General features: G+C 42.2%; 17 protein-coding genes and 1 tRNA gene. 8 read left to right on the top strand and 10 right to left on the bottom strand.

Features of this window, described 5'->3' with window-relative positions; translation table 11 throughout:
• The first annotated feature begins 62 nt into the window (after positions 1–62).
• The gene (locus B6N13_RS10565) at positions 63–1193 is read left to right on the top strand and encodes a hypothetical protein (RefSeq protein ID WP_211172831.1); all 1131 of its coding nucleotides are present in this window, start codon (positions 63–65) and stop codon (positions 1191–1193) included.
• A 3-nt stretch (positions 1194–1196) separates the two neighbouring features.
• Complete coding sequence (locus B6N13_RS10560; RefSeq protein WP_169459317.1) at positions 1197–1796, top strand: ECF-type sigma factor; 600 nt, start codon at positions 1197–1199, stop codon at positions 1794–1796.
• A gap of 502 nt (positions 1797–2298) precedes the next feature.
• On the opposite strand, the gene B6N13_RS10550 is transcribed toward B6N13_RS10560, so the two are convergent.
• The 3 genes from B6N13_RS10550 to B6N13_RS10540 all read right to left on the bottom strand — a co-directional run bounded on the left by B6N13_RS10550 (position 2299) and on the right by B6N13_RS10540 (position 3911).
• A complete protein-coding gene (locus tag B6N13_RS10550; protein ID WP_169459315.1) occupies positions 2299–3213 on the bottom strand; it encodes a DUF2971 domain-containing protein in 915 nt (304 codons plus the stop codon).
• 122 nt (positions 3214–3335) lie between these two features.
• Positions 3336–3412: transfer RNA gene (locus B6N13_RS10545), tRNA-Arg, on the bottom strand.
• Positions 3413–3617: 205 nt separating this feature from the next.
• Positions 3618–3911 (bottom strand): putative quinol monooxygenase, encoded by a 294-nt coding sequence (locus tag B6N13_RS10540; RefSeq protein WP_169459314.1) that lies wholly within the window; start codon positions 3909–3911, stop codon positions 3618–3620.
• Between the two features lie 143 nt (positions 3912–4054).
• Here B6N13_RS10540 and B6N13_RS23375 point away from each other — a divergent pair, with 143 nt between their 5' ends.
• On the top strand, positions 4055–4393 hold the full coding sequence (locus B6N13_RS23375; RefSeq protein ID WP_169459313.1) for a cytochrome c5 family protein: 339 nt from the start codon (positions 4055–4057) through the stop codon (positions 4391–4393).
• A gap of 12 nt (positions 4394–4405) precedes the next feature.
• On the opposite strand, the gene rep is transcribed toward B6N13_RS23375, so the two are convergent.
• The 3 genes from rep to B6N13_RS10520 form a co-directional block, all read right to left on the bottom strand.
• Positions 4406–6454, bottom strand: a complete 2049-nt coding sequence (gene rep, locus B6N13_RS10530) for a DNA helicase Rep (RefSeq protein WP_072840631.1) — start codon at positions 6452–6454, stop codon at positions 4406–4408.
• Positions 6455–6611: 157 nt separating this feature from the next.
• Positions 6612–7541, bottom strand: coding sequence for a bile acid:sodium symporter family protein (locus B6N13_RS10525; protein WP_012071318.1), 930 nt, complete (start codon positions 7539–7541; stop codon positions 6612–6614).
• Between the two features lie 290 nt (positions 7542–7831).
• Positions 7832–9343, bottom strand: coding sequence for a YifB family Mg chelatase-like AAA ATPase (locus tag B6N13_RS10520; RefSeq protein ID WP_012071319.1), 1512 nt, complete (start codon positions 9341–9343; stop codon positions 7832–7834).
• A 107-nt stretch (positions 9344–9450) separates the two neighbouring features.
• Here B6N13_RS10520 and B6N13_RS10515 point away from each other — a divergent pair, with 107 nt between their 5' ends.
• Positions 9451–9672, top strand: coding sequence for a TIGR02450 family Trp-rich protein (locus B6N13_RS10515; protein ID WP_012071320.1), 222 nt, complete (start codon positions 9451–9453; stop codon positions 9670–9672).
• Between the two features lie 78 nt (positions 9673–9750).
• Here B6N13_RS10515 and B6N13_RS10510 read toward each other — a convergent pair whose 3' ends face one another.
• The gene (locus tag B6N13_RS10510) at positions 9751–9990 is read right to left on the bottom strand and encodes an accessory factor UbiK family protein (protein WP_012071321.1); all 240 of its coding nucleotides are present in this window, start codon (positions 9988–9990) and stop codon (positions 9751–9753) included.
• Positions 9991–10482: 492 nt separating this feature from the next.
• Between B6N13_RS10510 and glnK the strand changes: the two genes are divergently transcribed.
• The 4 genes from glnK (at position 10483) to radA (ending at position 15337) form a co-directional block, all read left to right on the top strand.
• On the top strand, positions 10483–10821 hold the full coding sequence (glnK, locus tag B6N13_RS10505) for a P-II family nitrogen regulator (RefSeq protein ID WP_012071322.1): 339 nt from the start codon (positions 10483–10485) through the stop codon (positions 10819–10821).
• A 39-nt stretch (positions 10822–10860) separates the two neighbouring features.
• The gene (locus B6N13_RS10500; RefSeq protein WP_012071323.1) at positions 10861–12126 is read left to right on the top strand and encodes an ammonium transporter; all 1266 of its coding nucleotides are present in this window, start codon (positions 10861–10863) and stop codon (positions 12124–12126) included.
• 178 nt (positions 12127–12304) lie between these two features.
• Complete coding sequence (locus B6N13_RS10495) at positions 12305–13834, top strand: bifunctional GNAT family N-acetyltransferase/carbon-nitrogen hydrolase family protein (RefSeq protein WP_169459312.1); 1530 nt, start codon at positions 12305–12307, stop codon at positions 13832–13834.
• Between the two features lie 114 nt (positions 13835–13948).
• The gene (radA, locus tag B6N13_RS10490; protein ID WP_169459311.1) at positions 13949–15337 is read left to right on the top strand and encodes a DNA repair protein RadA; all 1389 of its coding nucleotides are present in this window, start codon (positions 13949–13951) and stop codon (positions 15335–15337) included.
• Between the two features lie 28 nt (positions 15338–15365).
• On the opposite strand, the gene B6N13_RS10485 is transcribed toward radA, so the two are convergent.
• From B6N13_RS10485 to B6N13_RS10475, 3 genes are all read right to left on the bottom strand, one after another.
• Positions 15366–15650, bottom strand: coding sequence for a DUF1289 domain-containing protein (locus B6N13_RS10485; protein WP_169459310.1), 285 nt, complete (start codon positions 15648–15650; stop codon positions 15366–15368).
• A 33-nt stretch (positions 15651–15683) separates the two neighbouring features.
• Positions 15684–16295 carry an alpha/beta hydrolase gene (locus tag B6N13_RS10480; protein WP_012071327.1) on the bottom strand — a complete coding sequence of 204 codons (612 nt, stop codon included), beginning with the start codon at positions 16293–16295 and terminating at the stop codon, positions 15684–15686.
• 186 nt (positions 16296–16481) lie between these two features.
• A complete protein-coding gene (locus B6N13_RS10475; protein WP_169459309.1) occupies positions 16482–17972 on the bottom strand; it encodes a CoA-acylating methylmalonate-semialdehyde dehydrogenase in 1491 nt (496 codons plus the stop codon).
• Positions 17973–18146: the final 174 nt, after the last annotated feature.

The raw sequence follows: 18146 nt of genomic DNA, 5'->3' as shown, positions 1-18146 counted from the left end.
TGCTGAAGAACAAAACATTAAAGATCGATTTAATTAAATCAATTTTCCTCGTAACAATAACTATGATGTCATTTAAAACAATTGCAGACACGAAAAAAGCTCAACTCTCCGAAAAAATGGATATGGAAATATATTATGAAACGTCAAGTGGTTTATCTGGGTTAACAGAGAATGGATATTACAATTTCAATACAGGTGACGATGTTACTTTCTACTTAACTAAAAACAAAAAAATAGAGATATTAAAGCTAAATAAAAAACCATCAAATTCAAAAAATACAAATTTTAAAGAAGTGGTTTTTCAACCATTAGATAAAACACTAACAAATTACGTTGTACAGAAAGCAGATAAAAATGGTGATTTATGTTTTTATGATGTTTCTAAATATTCTATTGAAAATTACACAGGGCCAATTGGTGAAACGTATTACAAAGTAACTGCTAAAGGAATTTATGAGTACCCTAGTATAGGCGATGATTTTACGAACTGTGAGCGCAAACCTAGTACCAAAAAAAGTGTAAGCTTTGAGCCAATCGACGATTTTTCTCGTTTTGAAGGAGGAATTCTCAGCTGTGCATTAAATGGCTGCTCTATTAAAGATCTTAATGGTTATTCTTTGACTGCATATGCTGTAGAAAAACAAGGTAATGAGAAATATCGAAGTGTCGCCATGTATTATGATCAAGACAGTAAAATATTGATCGAGAAGAGCAAGGGCATCGGTAAGCAAGATGGATTATCTCATTTAAACTTAGCCGAATACCTCTGGTTAACGCCTTTAAAAGAAGATATAGATAGCTTAAAATTTAACGGGTTATGGCGCTATAGAGAGATAGGACAAAAAGAAATTAAGACTGGTTGTATTTTAATAAAAAGCAATCAAGTTTTTGAGACTAGTGAAAACTCTAACTGCATTAACTCAGTTGAAAGCTATACCATAAATGCTTCAGAAAAATATATTGATATGTGGTGGATTAAAAATGAAGGGGCAACAGCAACAATTGCTCAAGTTAATGCCGCAGTAAAATACAAAGATCAAAATAATATAGTACAATATACTGAATGGGAGTACTTCCCCATTTCTGATAATTTAGAGAGTGCTCCTCTTTATAAATACTCATACAATCCAAATGAAATAAAAAACAAGAAAAAAGAAATATTTTCTATAACCACATTCGAGAGAGTCAAATAAGCATTGGAATATAATACTAATCTATATATTTTATTTGGTGAAAAAAACAAAAATGCCGAAAAGGTTTTATATACTTTTGTTTACCAAAGATTAAAAGACATTGCTCGTGTTCAAAAGCAACACCATCCTAATTCTTCGAAAGATATCATAGAAGATCAGGAAAAAACTACGGCTTTAGTTCACGAAGCATATCTTAAGATGACTCATTTTCCTCGTGAAGAATTAAATAGTAAACGAGATTTTTACCTAGCTATTGCCACCTTGATCAATCAAGTTTTATCGGATATATCGAGAAAGAAAACAGCAAAAAAAAGAGATAGTACAGTTGGTGTATTTAATAGTGCTACTAACGATGAATTATCTTTTATGGAAGTAAGCCTTTCTATTGAAAAGTTACTCTTGAAATTAGAGTCTAACTATTCAAGGCAGGTTGAAATCTTCAAACTAAAGCAGTTAGTAGGCTTGTCTACTAAAGAGCTGACTGAGTTATATAAATGTAGCGATAGCCTAATCGAGAAAGACCTTCTCTTTGTACGTAGGTGGTTAAAATCAAAGTTACACACAAGTTCTCACAATGAATTTGAGACAATAAGTAATATGTAAAAGCTAGGAATAGAACCCTGCAAAATTTTCCCTTTTTTAAGAATGGTCTGGAGCATAGATAAAACCGGTAATGAACATGTTTCTCTTATAACAAGGGTGTGTCTATCAACTGGGGCAAGATGGGGAGAAGCGGAAGGGCTTACAGCTAAAAACATTAGGAATGATCAAGTAGATTTCACAGATACAAAAAGCGGAAAAAATCGCTCTATTCCGATTAATGAAACCTTATTCAGACAGCTCGAAGAACACATGAAAAAACATGGGAGATTCTTTGATTGCATCAAATCATTTCGGAAATACCTCAAGACAACCAGTATTAAGTTACCCCAAGGTCAGTCATCACACGTTCTAAGGCATAGCTTTGCTAGTCACTTCATAATGAATGGCGGCAACATACTGACACTGCAGAAAATTCTTGGCCACTCAACTATCGTAATGACGATGAGATATGCTCATCTGGACCCAGAGCATTTACAAGAGGCAGTTACTAACCCTTTAAACACTAAGCTAAATCTAAAGGAACCCTAGTCACAATAGACCCATTCTGAATCATCTGGTAAAAGCTACATTTAGGGTTTAACAACAGAGCCAACTCTTTAATATTTCCAATCTCAAACTCTTCGACTCTCACGCCGAATGTAATTGATTGAATTGCACCAGAAGGGAATTTTACATCAGTATATTTACTATCAGTTTGACCTGATACCGAAAAAATTTCTTCGTTATTTTGAAAGTTATAACTAGTAGATATTTTTCCAAAGCTTTCATTAAAACTAAGCCTGTATTCATTTTCATAGTTCCAAACTGAACCTTTTGTAAAAAAAATATCTTTTTTAATTTTTTGCTGATAGGCACTAGTTTCACCATACAAAAACATATCCACACCACTTACCGAAGGAGTCAAAGTGTCTTTATATTCTACATAACCCTCCATTAAATTATTTGGTTGGTCGATAAATAATGATGAAAACTCAAGTGAGCAACCTCTATGTTGATCTGCATAGTGAGCCCACATTAATTTATTATTACAGTTAGATGTGACACAAATCACCCTCATAATTCCGAGTAGCCCTTCATTAATGTATTGCCTAAACCCTCCTTCAAAACTACGACTTAAAACTATTTCATTGAGTGATGAAGTAAAGTCTTCTCCACGACGTTCACCAACTTTTAACATTTGGATAATCATCAAAGTATTTGGAGAAAAATAGTTATAGTTAAAAATCAACCTACCTTTGACACACTCTTTTAATACTTTTAGATATGATTCATACGAGGAGAGAAAATGAGCGTCATCCCATGGAAGAAGTTGACACTCTTCAATATCATTAAAAACTAAAGGGCTCGACCACCTCAAAGTTTGATTCTGTAAGACTAATTCGGCTGTGCCAATAGACATATACTTAAAGTAATTCATTAAAATTCCCTTTTAAAAAAACAAGTTGTATCAAGTGTAGACAGTAAGTAGTGATCAAGATACAAAATATAAATAAAATCCATTTTTTATGTTTATAAATCAATAGCTTGAGAATAATGAAATGGTACGCCCGAGAGGATTTGAACCTCCGACCTTCGCCTCCGGAGGGCGACGCTCTATCCAGCTGAGCTACGGGCGCATGACTTGTTGCGTGGCGTTGATACTTTTGCAAGATGCAAAGTGAACCAGAACAAATTGGTGTGCGTATTCTAAAGGAAATCCCTCAGGATTCCAGTGCTTAAAGCAATAAAGAACAGATATAAGCTATTTTTTATTGCTTGGCTATCAATCAGGTTTCTCGTTAGCAGCTTAAACCACCAACTGCTAACTCATAAGAAAAAAGTTTAGCCTATTTTATGCAGCTCAGTCACACTAAAATCTGCAATAACGTCTTTAGTCGATTCCAAAAAGGTATTGATATGGGTTGTTTTCATGTGATCTTGCCAAGTGTCGTAACCACTCCAACGTTCGAAGTAGACAAACGCCTCGGCGTTATTGTTGTCTTGGTGCAGATCGTATTGCAAACAACCTACTTCAGCGCGAGTTGGCACTAGTAAAGCTTCTAGAGCAGTTTTTAACTCTGCACTTTTACCAGGATGGGCTTTAATATTGGCGACGAGAACGAGTTCGGTGGTCATGTTTTTTCCTTGTCTTATTAATATGTTACAAAAATAAAGTAGAAGTAAAACACAAAGCGGAATAAAAAATTACGCGATGGAAATCACGTCTTTGTGTTTTAATCACTGTATCGTTTTTGACTCTTCATCGCTAAGGATTCATTGTGACTTTTTCTATCGCGATTTTTACACAACGCATCGTTATTCTTGGTTTCGCCAGCTTTGCTTTAGCACTTTCTTCTGTTGCGCATGCCGCACGTTCTGGCGAAACACTTTACAACAGCTATTGCATTGCTTGTCACATGAATGGCGTTGCTGGCGCTCCGAAGTTTGGTAATAAAGCGGATTGGCAACCACGCGTTGAAAAAGGCATAGACACTTTATTAAAAGATGCGACAAATGGTTTTAAAGCCATGCCACCAAAAGGTTTATGCTTTGATTGCAGTGAAAATGAGCTACGTGGTGCGATTCAATACATGATCGACAATAGCTCAAGCAACTAGCTGTTTAACTACTTAGCCATTTAACATGGCTTTTAAGGCAGATAATGAAGCTTGGCCGCGTTCTTTTTTAGTGCTTTCCCCTTCGTCGCTGCGGCCTTCCCATACAAGATCTTCTTCCGGTAGTTCATCCAAGAATCGACTCGGCATACAGTCAATTTCTTCACCGTATTGGCGACGCTTTGCAGCTAAGGTAATGCATAAGGTTTTTTTCGCCCGAGTGATGCCAACGTAAGCCAGACGACGCTCTTCTTCGATGTCATCGTTTTCTATGCTGTTTCTATGCGGTAACAGTTCTTCTTCACAACCGATCAAAAACACATGCGGATACTCCAAACCTTTGGAGGCATGAAGCGTCAGTAACTGCACCTTATCTTCATCTTCCTCTTCTTCTTGGCGTTCCAGCATATCGATTAATAGCAACTTACTAATCGCTTGATCCAAGCCAGCCGTTTCGTCTTCTTCCCAAGCAGACTCCATCATACGCTGAATAGAATCGAGCAAGAAACGCACGTTTTCGATGCGGCGATCGCCTGCTTTATTGGAAGATGTTTGCTCTTGAATCCAGCCATAATAATCCATGTCATGAATCATTTGCTCGATCACGGGCACTGGCGATGCGCCTTCTAAACGCTGTCGCAAGTTGGACATCCAACGTTCAAAGTCCTGCAAACTTTTCAATGAGCGCCCAGTAACGGTGTCTTCCAGCTCTTTATAACCCGATGCTTCAAACAAACTCACACCGCGCTCAGTAGCGAGGTTCCCCACTTTTTCAAGCGTAGCTGGTCCAATCTCTCGACGCGGCAAGTTAACGATGCGTAGGAAAGCGTTGTCGTCGGAAGGGTTTACCAAAAGACGCAAATAGCTCATTAGATCTTTGATTTCCGCCCGTGAGAAAAACGAAGTGCCGCCGTTCATTTTGTAAGGAATACGGTACGCTTGCAGCTTGATTTCTAACAAGCGTGCTTGGTGGTTACCACGATACAAGATGGCAAAATCTCGATAGGGAATTTCATGACGTAAATGGCGTGACTGGATTTCCGCTGCGACGCGCTCTGATTCTGCGTCTTCATTACGGGTCACCATGACACGAATCGGGTCACCCTCTTCGTGATCACTCCACAAGGCTTTATCGTAAATATGCGGATTGTTCGCTATCAGCGTATTGGCCGCTTTCAGGATGGTTTTAGTCGAACGGTAGTTTTGCTCCAACTTGACCAATTTCAAACTCGGGTAATCGACAGATAAACGCTCAAGGTTTTCAGGACGTGCGCCACGCCACGCATAAATAGATTGGTCATCATCGCCTACTAGAGTGAAACAACGACGAAATCCAGCTAACAAACGAATCAATTCATATTGACTGGCATTGGTATCTTGGCACTCATCCACCAGCAAGTAACGGACTTTGTTCTGCCAACGATCGCGCAGCTCTGCATCGGCCATTAACAAACTAACCGGTAATAAGATCAAATCGTCGAAATCCACGGCGTTGTAAGCGCGCAAATAACGCTGATATTGCACATACACTTGAGCCGCTAGCAGAAACTCTTCGGTGTCCGCATTGGTCATGGCTTCTTGTGGCGTAGTTAGATCGTTTTTCCAGTTGGAAACCGTATTTTGACAGTAAGCGGCAGAGTCAGTTTGACCGTTAAATTCTTTATCGAGGATTTCTTTGATCAGACTAAGGGAGTCTTGAGAATCAAAAAGGGTGAAGCCTTCTTTTAAACCCGCGCGGCGATATTCTTTACGAAGAATGCGTAGGCCTAAGTTGTGGAAAGTCGAGATACTCAAGCCGCGACTTTCTTGTTTAGACAACATGCCGACAACACGCTCTTTCATTTCTCGCGCGGCTTTATTGGTAAAAGTCACCGCGATAATGCTGTTAGCTTTGAAACCACAGGTTTGAATTAGATAGGCAATTTTTGTAGTGATTACGCTGGTTTTTCCCGATCCAGCACCCGCCAATACTAGCAAAGGACCATCGATCTGTTTAACGGCATCTAGCTGACGCTCATTCAGATTGCGAAGACGATGAGATATGGATGGCATGGACTGACTCATGGAAAAACTCTGGCTCGTATGGCTATTAAAAATCAGCCGTAAGTGTAACCGACAATGAAGCTTCTCGCACTGAGAGAAAAATCATAAGAGCAAAAACTAACAAGCACAAAAAAGGGATGCACAAATGGCATCCCTTTTTTGACACTAAGCAAATAGATTATTTATCTGTTTCTTGCGCATTATTTCCAGCAACAGGTCGACGGCTCCAATAGCTTGCCAACAAGGAACCTGAAATATTGTGCCACACACTGAAAATCGTTCCAGGTAAAGCAGCCATTGGCGTGAAGAATTTCACTGCTAGTGCTGCAGCTAGACCAGAGTTCTGCAGACCGACTTCGAAGGCAATGGTACGACAAACACGTGCATCAAAACCAAGCAAGTAAGTCACCCAGTAACCCAAGGTCAAACCAATCGCATTATGCAGAATCACAGCCGCCGCAACAACCAGACCTACTTGAACGATTTTAGATGCACTCAGGGCCACAACAATAGCAATAATCAGCACGATGGCAAACATCGAAATATAAGGAAAGATCGGTTCAGCCTTGCGAACAAACTTCGAGAAAAAAGTATTAATCAATACACCCGCAGCAACGGGTAATAATACAATTTTAAGTAAGCTAAGCAACATACCAGCCACTGGCACATCAACACTTTGACCAATCATTAGAGACACTAAAAATGGTGTCAGTATCACGCCAAGCAAGGTCGAAATAGCCGTCATAGAAATTGACAGCGCCGTATCGCCTTTTGCCAAATAACACATAACATTTGATGACGTCCCACCAGCCACACTGCCTACTAGCAGCATGCCAACGGTTAGCTCAGTATCAAAACCAAATGCAAAGGCAACACAGAATGCGGCAATCGGCATGACTAAAAACTGCAATAACACACCCACGCCAACGGCTTTACCATTCTTCAAAACTTGTTTGAAGTCTGCTGGGCTTAAGGTCAATCCCATCGCTAACATAATGATGGTCAATAATGGAACAATTTGTGTTTTTAAACCGACAAATATATCCGGTTGAAAAAAGGCAATTGCTGACAGCAACAATGCCCAAAAAGGGAACAGCTGGATAACCATAGGACAAAACTCCACATAGGCTACTTACCTTCGTCGCCAATAAATCGACAAACTTGAGCACGCAACGACTATTTAATTATTATTAGTCCCGAAAACGGGAGGAGAATTGTAACGAAATGAAAAGAGTTAAAACAGCTTTTATCTTGCATTTAGAAGAGTAGAAAAGCTTGCACTACACCGTATTGAAGACATACTTAAGCCTTCAATACAGCAGAAAAAATTTACTATTACAAACCTTCACATGACGTTTTTAAGCGGCATTTCTTAAATGTTTATTTTAAATAATATGTTTAAGAAGACACCGCCATCGATAAGGTTTTTTCCATTTTTCGATAACTTAATGATTCCATTAAATGCGCCCTGGTTACTGGAGAATCATTCAAATCAGCCAAGGTGAGCGCTACTTTTAATACTCGATGATAAGCACGAGCTGAGAGTTTTAACTTTTCCAGTGCTTGCTGCATAAATTGTTTATCTTCTTCACTTAACGCACAAATAGCCTCTAACTGTCGACCGCTTAGCAAAGCATTTTGTACTCCTTGTCGAGCTCTCTGCCTTGCGACCGCAAGCTCCACGCGCTCACGAACATAAGCACTGCACTCTCCTTCTTCTTGTGCATTCACTAAAACATCAGAAGGCAAAGGCGGCACTTCTACATGCAAATCAATGCGATCTAAAAACGGGGCAGAGAGTTTTTTGAGGTATTTTTGACTAGCGCTGGATTGATAATAATCTTGCCCACCATTGTAGGCTTCATTACTGGCGTTCATGGCGGCAACTAATTGAAAGCGAGCAGGAAAGGTAACTTGTCCACGTGCTCGTGAAATATGTACCTCACCACTTTCTAAAGGTTCACGCAGCACTTCTAACACTTTACGGTCGAATTCTGGCAATTCATCAAGAAAGAGCACGCCGCAATGTGCCAAAGATGCCTCACCTGGCTTAGGTATTGAACCGCCTCCAACCAATGCAGCAGCTGAACAAGAGTGGTGCGGAGATCGAAAGGGACGTTCGGACCAATACCAGTCTAGCCCCATTTTTCGCCCAGCCACCGATTGAACAGACGCTACAGCCAGTGCTTCGGCTTCCGTCATAGCGGGCATAATGCTTGGTAAACGTGACGCCAACATGGTTTTACCTGTTCCTGCTGGGCCAATAAACAATAGATTATGTCCTCCTGCTGCTGCAACTTCTAACGCTCTACGAGCCTGATATTGACCTTTTACATCACGCATGTCTTTATGATCCAAAGGCAAAGGCTCAGTGGGTTTAGAAACACAAGCAGGTAACTTACTTAATTTTAGTAGATGAGCTGTCACTTGAGTAAGATGTTTGGCAAACACCGCGTCTCCTTCCACTAAGGCAGCTTCTTGCTGATTGTCTTCAGGAAGAATCAGTTGGCGATTAGCATGGTGACAAGCAATAGCAGATGGCAGTAACCCTGGCACACCACGAATATCACCCGACAAAGCCAACTCCCCTATAAACTCAGTGTCACGAAGATTCAACTCTCCGAGTTGCCCGGACGCAACTAACACACTGATAGCAATCGCCAAATCGTATCGGCCACCCTCTTTGGGTAAATCCGCTGGTGCTAAGTTGATGGTGACGCGTCGGGTAGGGAATTCAAAATGGCTGTTGATAATTGCACTACGTACTCGATCTTTCGCTTCTCGAACAGCGGCTTCAGGCAAGCCCACTATATTTAGGGAAGGCAATCCATTTGAAATATGGGTTTCGACGGTAACTAGAGGGGAAGACACACCCACACGGGCACGACTATAAATAGTGGCTAAACTCATGATCACTCCTTGATCAAATTATTTCTTTATGATGCTTTATTACATGAAAAGCAATCCAGCTTTTCACTTGTTTCGTATAGGTACTACCTATTAATTAAGGTTAAAAAATGGCTATCAACCAAATAAATCCCAACAAACTTCTGCTGTCGAAATGGACGTCCACATCACCACAACAAAAAGAAAAGCACTTCATCGTCACAAAACTGATTCGAGATGAAGAAAACATGGTTGTGGAATGTGTTCTTGAGGCTGTTATCAACAAAAATCAGTATTGCTTGCCTTGGCAAACGCTGGCATCACCAGATAATTGGCTTCAAGGCTGGAAATAGCCAATCTAAACCATTTCCATATCAAGCGATTACTTATATCAGACTACCGCCCATATCAAACCACGGTAAGAAAACGGGCTAGTCGTTTTTCTCTAACTCGTTTAAACGGGCTTCCAATGCAGCGAGCTTTTCACGGTACTTGGCTAGCATCGCCGCTTGTACCTCAAACTCTTCACGAGTGACTAAATCCATTTTACTTAACGTATTACGAGCCACCTCGTGCAATTGCGCCTGAATTTCTTCTTTTGGCAACTTACCCAATGTTTCTGCGGCTTGGCCTAGTCCAGTTCCAAGTTGCTTTATAAATTGATCAATCATGTCATTCTCATTTTTTACATTTACAATACTTAATAGTATAGAAGCCTAAGTAAGGTGCAAACAAGCTCTCGGCTGCACATCTTTATATTAATGCTCCGTTATAAACACCTAACACCATAAAATCGCCTCTTTTTTGTGCACTAAATAAAATATCGCGGGCTTTAATCAAAACAAACCCTCTAAATAAGGCACGCATTACACTTTTAGCCAAATGTTTGTTTTCTAATCAAAAGCAATAAGATAGGGATCTCGCCCAATAACACCACTCGCATCAATTACTCACTCGCACCAAGTTAACGCAACAACCAATACAGACACACCAATATGCCGCACTAAATAAAGCCATCTGATGCTCTTTTTAATTCCGAAAAGTCGACAAAATCCTTACAAAGCCATTGTTATAAGGGCGTGCCCATATATGGCACGCATATTGAATAAGGTTAATTACCTGCGATACGACAATAAAACTGACTTTTAAAGGAGACAGTGGGTATGAAGCTTATAACTGCCATCATCAAGCCATTTAAACTCGATGATGTTCGAGAAGCACTTTCTGAAATCGGCGTTCAAGGTATCACCGTAACAGAAGTGAAAGGTTTCGGACGTCAAAAAGGCCACACAGAACTATACCGCGGCGCGGAATATGTAGTGGATTTTTTACCTAAGGTAAAAATCGAACTTGCCATTGCAGATGAAATGACCGACCAAGTAGTTGAAGCCATCACTGGCGCAGCAAACACTGGCAAAATCGGCGACGGTAAGATCTTTATCGTTAACCTTGAACAAGCGGTTCGTATTCGTACCGGCGAGACTGGTGTAGAAGCAGTTTAATCACTGCTCGATTTATACAAGCCTTTAGGGGGGCGAAACATGCAAGATCAAATTTTTCACTTACAATATGCGATGGACACCTTTTATTTTTTGGTGTGTGGCGCGCTAGTTATGTGGATGGCAGCTGGGTTTGCCATGTTGGAAGCAGGTTTAGTACGTGCTAAAAACACCACTGAAATTCTTACCAAGAACGTGGCTTTGTTTGCCATTTCTTGCATCATGTATCTAGTTTGCGGTTACGCCATCATGTACGGTGGCGAGTGGTTCCTTACTGGTATTCAGGACGTAGATGTTGCTTCTACTTTAACGGACTTTGCTGGTCGTGAAGGTGGGTTTGAAGGCGGTGCAATCTACTCTGGTGCTTCTGATTTCTTCTTCCAAGTTGTGTTCGTTGCAACAGCGATGTCTATCGTATCTGGCGCAGTTGCTGAGCGTATGAAGCTTTGGGCTTTCCTAGTATTTGCAATCGTAATGACTGGCTTCATTTACCCAATGGAAGGTAACTGGACTTGGGGTGGCGGTTCTGTATTTGGTATGTTTAGCCTTGGCGACCTAGGTTTCACTGACTTCGCAGGTTCTGGTATCGTTCACATGGCTGGTGCTTCTGCTGCATTAGCTGGTGTATTGGTACTTGGTGCTCGTAAAGGCAAGTACGGTCCAAACGGTGAAGTTCGCGCTATTCCTGGTGCTAACCTTCCACTAGCAACTCTAGGTACTTTGATTCTTTGGTTGGGTTGGTTCGGATTCAACGGCGGCTCTGTACTAAAACTTGGCGATATCGCTAGTGCTAACTCAGTTGCCATGGTGTTCTTGAACACAAATGCAGCAGCAGCTGGCGGCGCAATCGGTGCACTTATCCTGGCTCGAATCTTATTCGGCAAAGCCGATCTAACAATGCTTCTAAACGGCGTACTTGCTGGCTTGGTAGCGATCACTGCGGGTCCTGATACTCCGTCTGCTCTAGGTGCGACGCTTATCGGTCTTGTTGGTGGTTTGATTGTTGTTGTCTCTATCCTAACTCTAGACAAGCTTAAAATTGATGATCCAGTGGGCGCGATCTCTGTTCACGGTGTTGTTGGTCTTTGGGGCTTGCTAGCTGTACCACTAACTAATGATGGCACGACGTTCGGCGGACAAATCGCAGGCGCTCTTACTATTTTCGTTTGGGTATTCGTTTCTAGCCTAGTGGTTTGGTTAATCATCAAAGCCATCATGGGTGTACGAGTAAGCGAAGAAGAAGAATACGAAGGTGTTGACCTTTCTGAATGTGGTATGGAAGCGTACCCAGAGTTCAGTAAAAAATAATCGCCCTTCCTAAAAAGATATTGTTCTAATATCAAAACCCTCGCTTCGGCGGGGGTTTTCTTTTTATCTCCCTTATTGAGTTAGCGTTATACACCCATATGACATACTGATCTCTTACTTACTCACACCGATACGCGTTATCATGAGATATACATAAGATCGACTTATAGAGGCCAACATGCACGACGATTTACATTTAACCATTCGTAACCTTACCAACGACGACTACGACGAAATAAAAGTACTGATGGATAAGGTCTATCACGACATCGGTGGCTCATGGCCGGAACACACTATCCATAAGCTGATTAAGGATTTTCCTGAAGGACAAATCTGTTTAGAAGATCACGGCAAAATTGTCGGTTTAGCCTTGTCTGTTCAAGTTAGCTATCAGCGCTTTAGTAACCCACATACTTATGATGATCTTATCGATCAAAAAGAAAACATTCTGAACGATGAACGTGGCGACGCCATGTATGGTCTAGATGTTTTAATCGCACCAGAATATCGTGGCTACCGTCTTGGTCGTCGCCTATATGAAGCACGAAAAGAGTTATGTCGTCAGCATAACCTACGAGCTATTTTGGCGGGTGGCCGAATTCCAAGTTACCACGAACATGCCCATGAAATGACCGCGGCAGAATACTTAGAATCTGTTCGTGAGCGTAAAATTTATGACCCTATCCTTACTTTCCAATTATCTAACGACTTCCAAGTCACTCGCTTGCTAAAACGCTACATGCCAGAAGATGAAAAATCTCAAGGCTACGCAACCTTATTGGAATGGAAAAACATCTTCTTCGAACCTGATACCAACGTGATTCGTTCACGTAAGACTCAAGTTCGTATCGGTGCGATTCAGTGGCAAATGCGTGAAGTTGAAAGCGTTGATGAGCTACTAAAGCAAGTCGAATACTTTATCGACGCGGTATCCGATTATAAAAGTGACTTTGTTTTATTCCCTGAATTCTTCAATGCGCCACTGATTGGACTAAGTCCCGACCAAAGCAACCAAACCGAAGCTATCCGCTTTTTGGCGAGCTTCACTGAACGCTTTATCAATGAAATGTCCCAGTTCGCAGTCAGCTATAACATCAACGTCATTACCGGCTCCATGCCAGTAATTGAAGACGAGACTGTCTATAATGTCAGTTACCTATGTCGTCGTGACGGTACAGTGGAAGAGCAGAAAAAAATCCACATAACCCCCCATGAACGCCGTGACTGGGTTATTGAAGGTGGCAACGATTTACGCGTCTTCAATACCGATGCTGGCCGAGTAGGCATCTTGATTTGTTACGATGTGGAATTCCCTGAGCTAGGTCGTCTACTTGCCGAGCAAGACATGGATATTCTGTTTGTACCATTCTGGACAGATACCAAAAACGGTTACTTGCGCGTACGTCGTTGTGCTCAAGCACGCGCCATTGAAAACGAATGTTATGTGGTTATTTGTGGTAGCTGTGGCAACCTTCCTCAGGTAGAAAACCTAGACATTCAGTATGCGCAAAGCTCTGTATTTTCGCCTTCTGATTTCTCTTACCCACATGATGCGGTTATGGCTGAAACCACGCCAAACACAGAAATGATCATGTTCTCGGATTTGGACTTAGATAAACTTAAATTGACTCGCAGCGAAGGTTCGGTGAACAATCTAAAAGATCGTCGCACTGATCTTTACTCAGTGAATTGGAAAAAATCGAAATAAGCGAAGCCGCTTTTTCCTGTGATAACATGGACGTTATCACAACAGCTTAATTTCATTTTGTAAGACTGTTCTAAGGCGCTGATAGCGCCCTTTTTATGACCCAAAGAGACTCTCATGGCCAAAGCAAAAACCGCCTTTGTATGCAATGAATGCGGAGCCGACTACGCAAAATGGCAAGGACAATGCCAAGCCTGCAGTGCGTGGAATTCACTATCCGAAATTCGCCTTACTTCTAGTAAAACCTCTGCTCGGGTTTCCGCCAGCCAAGATCCACGATATCAAGGTTACGCTGGTGCAGTGACAGGTATCCAAAACTTATCTGACGTCGATTTGGGCGATGTGCCACGCTTTAGCTCGGGTGCCAACGAATTCGACCGCGTATTAGGCGGTGGCTTAGTTCCCGGTGGTGTAGTGCTGATTGGCGGCCACCCAGGTGCAGGCAAAAGTACACTCTTGCTGCAAACTATGTGCTGGCTCGCGCAACAACAAAGCGCCTTGTATGTCACAGGGGAAGAATCACTGCAACAAGTCGCCATGCGAGCACAACGCCTTGGCCTGCCAACACAAAATCTAAAAATGTTGTCAGAAACCAATGTGGAAGCGATTTTAAACATCGCTCAACAAGTAAAACCCAAAGTAATGGTCATCGACTCGATTCAAGTCATGCACTTAGATGGCGTTGAATCCGCACCAGGCAGCGTGTCACAAGTTAGAGAAAGCGCCGCGGTTTTAACACGCTTCGCCAAACAAACCCAAACAGCAGTTTTGCTCGTCGGGCACGTTACTAAAGATGGCTCTTTGGCTGGGCCAAAAGTACTTGAGCACATGGTGGACTGTTCTGTGCTGTTAGAAGGTTCCGAAGACTCGCGCTTTCGTACCCTTCGCGGCATGAAAAACCGCTTTGGTGCCGTGAATGAGCTGGGCGTTTTCGCCATGCTCGAAAATGGCTTAAAAGAAGTCAAAAACCCAAGTTCTATTTTCTTAAACCGCAGTAATCATCCCGCGGCTGGTAGCCTTGTGATGGTTGTTTGGGAAGGAACGCGCCCGTTATTGGTTGAACTCCAAGCACTGGTCGATGATTCAGCATTAGGTAACCCAAGACGGGTAACCGTTGGGTTTGATCATAATCGCTTAGCAATGTTATTGGCGGTATTACACAAGCACGGTGGTTTACTGACATCGGATCAAGATGTCTATCTAAACGTGGTTGGTGGTGTGAAAGTATTGGAAACCAGCGCGGATCTTGCCGCTATAGCTGCGGTAGTCTCTAGTTTCCGTGATAGGGTATTACCGCATGACTTAGTGGTACTTGGAGAAGTCGGTTTATCCGGTGAAATTCGCCCTGTACCATCAGGACAAGAACGTATTAGTGAAGCGGCGAAACATGGTTTTACCAGAGCAGTGGTACCCAAGGCTAACTGCCCCAAAAAGCCCATTGAAGGCATGAAAGTAATTGGGGTTGAACGCTTATCAGAGGCACTAGACGCGATTTTTGAGAATTAATTGACCGATTAACGGCCTGAATGGGCTGTTAATCATTTGTTAGTTCAAACAGGTCTGTAACCTGTTCATCTTCCATACCATATGGAAGCGCCTTGGCGGAATCAGCTTCCAATCTTTCTTGGCGAGCTTTCAACAAGCGCGCACGGCGTTGCTGACAAAGATCTAATACACGATGTCGCGCTTCATTGGACAAGGAAAACCAATGAAAGCGCTCTTCCCTACTGCGTAAGCAGCCTTTACAGAATCCCTTTGCACTGTTTTCACACACACCTCGGCAAGGGCTTTCTATGGCAAACAGTTCTATTTGTTCCATAATGCCCCCTTAAGACGTTAATGTAATTCGACGCTATTCTGTTGCTAGCTGAAAATCGTACACTTCTTCTGGTGATAAAAAGTACACCCTATCCGCTGGTGCTGCATCCAAAGAAAACCAATAAAATCTCTCTGTCACACCCATTTCTAAATAAAAGTTAACATACGCCGCATGCACAGGATCGGTAACGCTCAAGCTCTTAGCTACTACTCTGGTGCCATCTGACCATGAATGAACGCCAACACCAGCACCAGCTCCAATACTCCGTGTTACACCACCTAAGAATAGATCAACACCACCAGAAAGCACGTAACCCGTCGGAGCAATGTGAGTATTCAAGCCAAGTCGACGGATCAAACGCGCACCTTCCATTGTCGCTTGCTGATCAACGGAACCAGGCACATCCACTAAAACAAGATCCGTAACATTAGGATTTTTACGCACCATATCGCTTAGCTGCTTTACGAGGTCTGCGCCCAAGACTCCAGATAAATAAGCCGAGTTTCCTTCGACTTCAATCGTCAGCTCAGCACTTGATTGAACGCTTTCTTTTTTTTCAGGTGACAAGGCACAACCCGATATTAAAACGCTCAGCAAAACAGGTAGCCACTTAGCACTATGTAAAAAAGATATCTTGGTATTCATATTGGTCCTAGCGAAAAGAAAAGTGTCAATTCATAACAAGCCTTCGCTGCTACTTTATATTGTCAACCAATACGAGGGAAGTGTATGAAGAAGTTTTTATGCTTACATTTCTCGCATATAAAAAATGGCCGCTTATCTTTCGACAAACAGCCATTAAATAACTCAAATCTTTTATAGGTTTAATCCCTATGAAGGAAAAGAAAAACTCTTTCCTTCACGTACCCCTGCCGAAGGCCAGCGCTGAGTAATAGTTTTACGCTTAGTATAAAAACGCACAGCATCTGGGCCATAAGCATGTAAATCACCGAACAAAGAACGCTTCCAACCACCAAAGCTGTGATATGCCACAGGTACTGGTAAAGGAACGTTTATCCCCACCATGCCAACCTCAATATTATCCGAAAAATAACGCGCCGCTTCGCCATCTCGAGTAAAAATACAAGTGCCGTTGCCGTATTCATGGTCGTTAATTAATGTCATGGCTTCTTCCATGGTATCCACTCGCACTACTTGTAAAACCGGGCCAAAAATCTCTTGTTGGTAGCTATCCATGTCTTTCGTTACGTTATCAATCAAGGTCGCCCCAACAAAGAAGCCATTTTCATAACCAGACACTGTCGGATGACGACCATCAACAACAATCGTCGCACCTTGTGATTCAGCGCTATCAATAAAACCAACCACTTTGTCTTTATGCTCCTTAGTGATCACAGGACCAAAGTCATTAGTTTTGTCTGAACATTCACCCACTTTAAGTGGTTTCATGGCTTCGGCCATTTTGCTAACCAAAGCATCACCAGCGGTTTTACCAACCGCAACTGCTACCGACAAGGCCATGCAGCGCTCGCCAGAGGAACCAAAAGCTGCACCAAGTAACTGGCTGACAACGTTATCCATGTCCGCATCAGGCATGACAATCGCGTGATTTTTCGCCCCACCCAGTGCTTGGCAACGTTTCCCATTGGCTGTGGCCTTACTGTAAATATATTCGGCAATCGGCGTGGAACCGACAAAGCTCACGGCTTTTACTCGCTTGTCTTCCAATAAGGTATCAACAGCCACTTTATCGCCATTTACCACGTTAAATACACCAGCAGGCAAACCAGCTTCATGCAATAGTTCCGCGATAAACAATGCGGTACTTGGATCGCGTTCAGACGGTTTCAAGACAAACGTATTGCCGCAGACAATCGCCATCGGAAACATCCACAGTGGCACCATCGCAGGGAAGTTAAAGGGCGTAATACCAGCCACCACACCTAACGGTTGAAACTCACTCCAAGAATCGATATTTGGACCAACATTTTTGCTGTACTCACCTTTCAACAATTCTGGTGCACCACAGGCGTATTCAACGTTTTCAATCCCGCGCTGTAATTCACCCGCGGCGTCATGGCAAATTTTTCCATGCTCAGCACCGATGAGTTCACAAATTTTATCGGCATGCTTTTCCAATAGAGCTTTGTAATTAAACATGATGCGTGCACGCTTTAATGGCGGAGTATTGCGCCATTCTGGATACGCAGCTTGAGCGGCTGAAATCGCTTCTTCTACGGTTTCACGAGAAGCAATGGCCACTTTTTTGGCCACCTTGCCAGTTGCTGGATTAAATACATCTTGAGTACGTTCGGCTTGCTCTGAATGTTTACCGCCGATCAAGTGTCCGATAATTTCCATGAATACTCCATACAATCATTCTAAAAGGGTTATTGGCATCATTACGACAGAGTAAAAGTCACACTGATGACAAGCATTGACTCTACTATGACAAGAGGAATAGATTATAAAAAGTCGAATCTATTAACGCTTAGTTAATCTTTTACTTAACTAAGTTCTCTAGGGAAAAATAAA

It is taken from the genome of Marinomonas sp. UCMA 3892 (genome assembly GCF_012726345.1).
Lineage (GTDB): Bacteria > Pseudomonadota > Gammaproteobacteria > Pseudomonadales > Marinomonadaceae > Marinomonas.
This window is presented reverse-complemented; position numbering and strand designations above follow the sequence as displayed.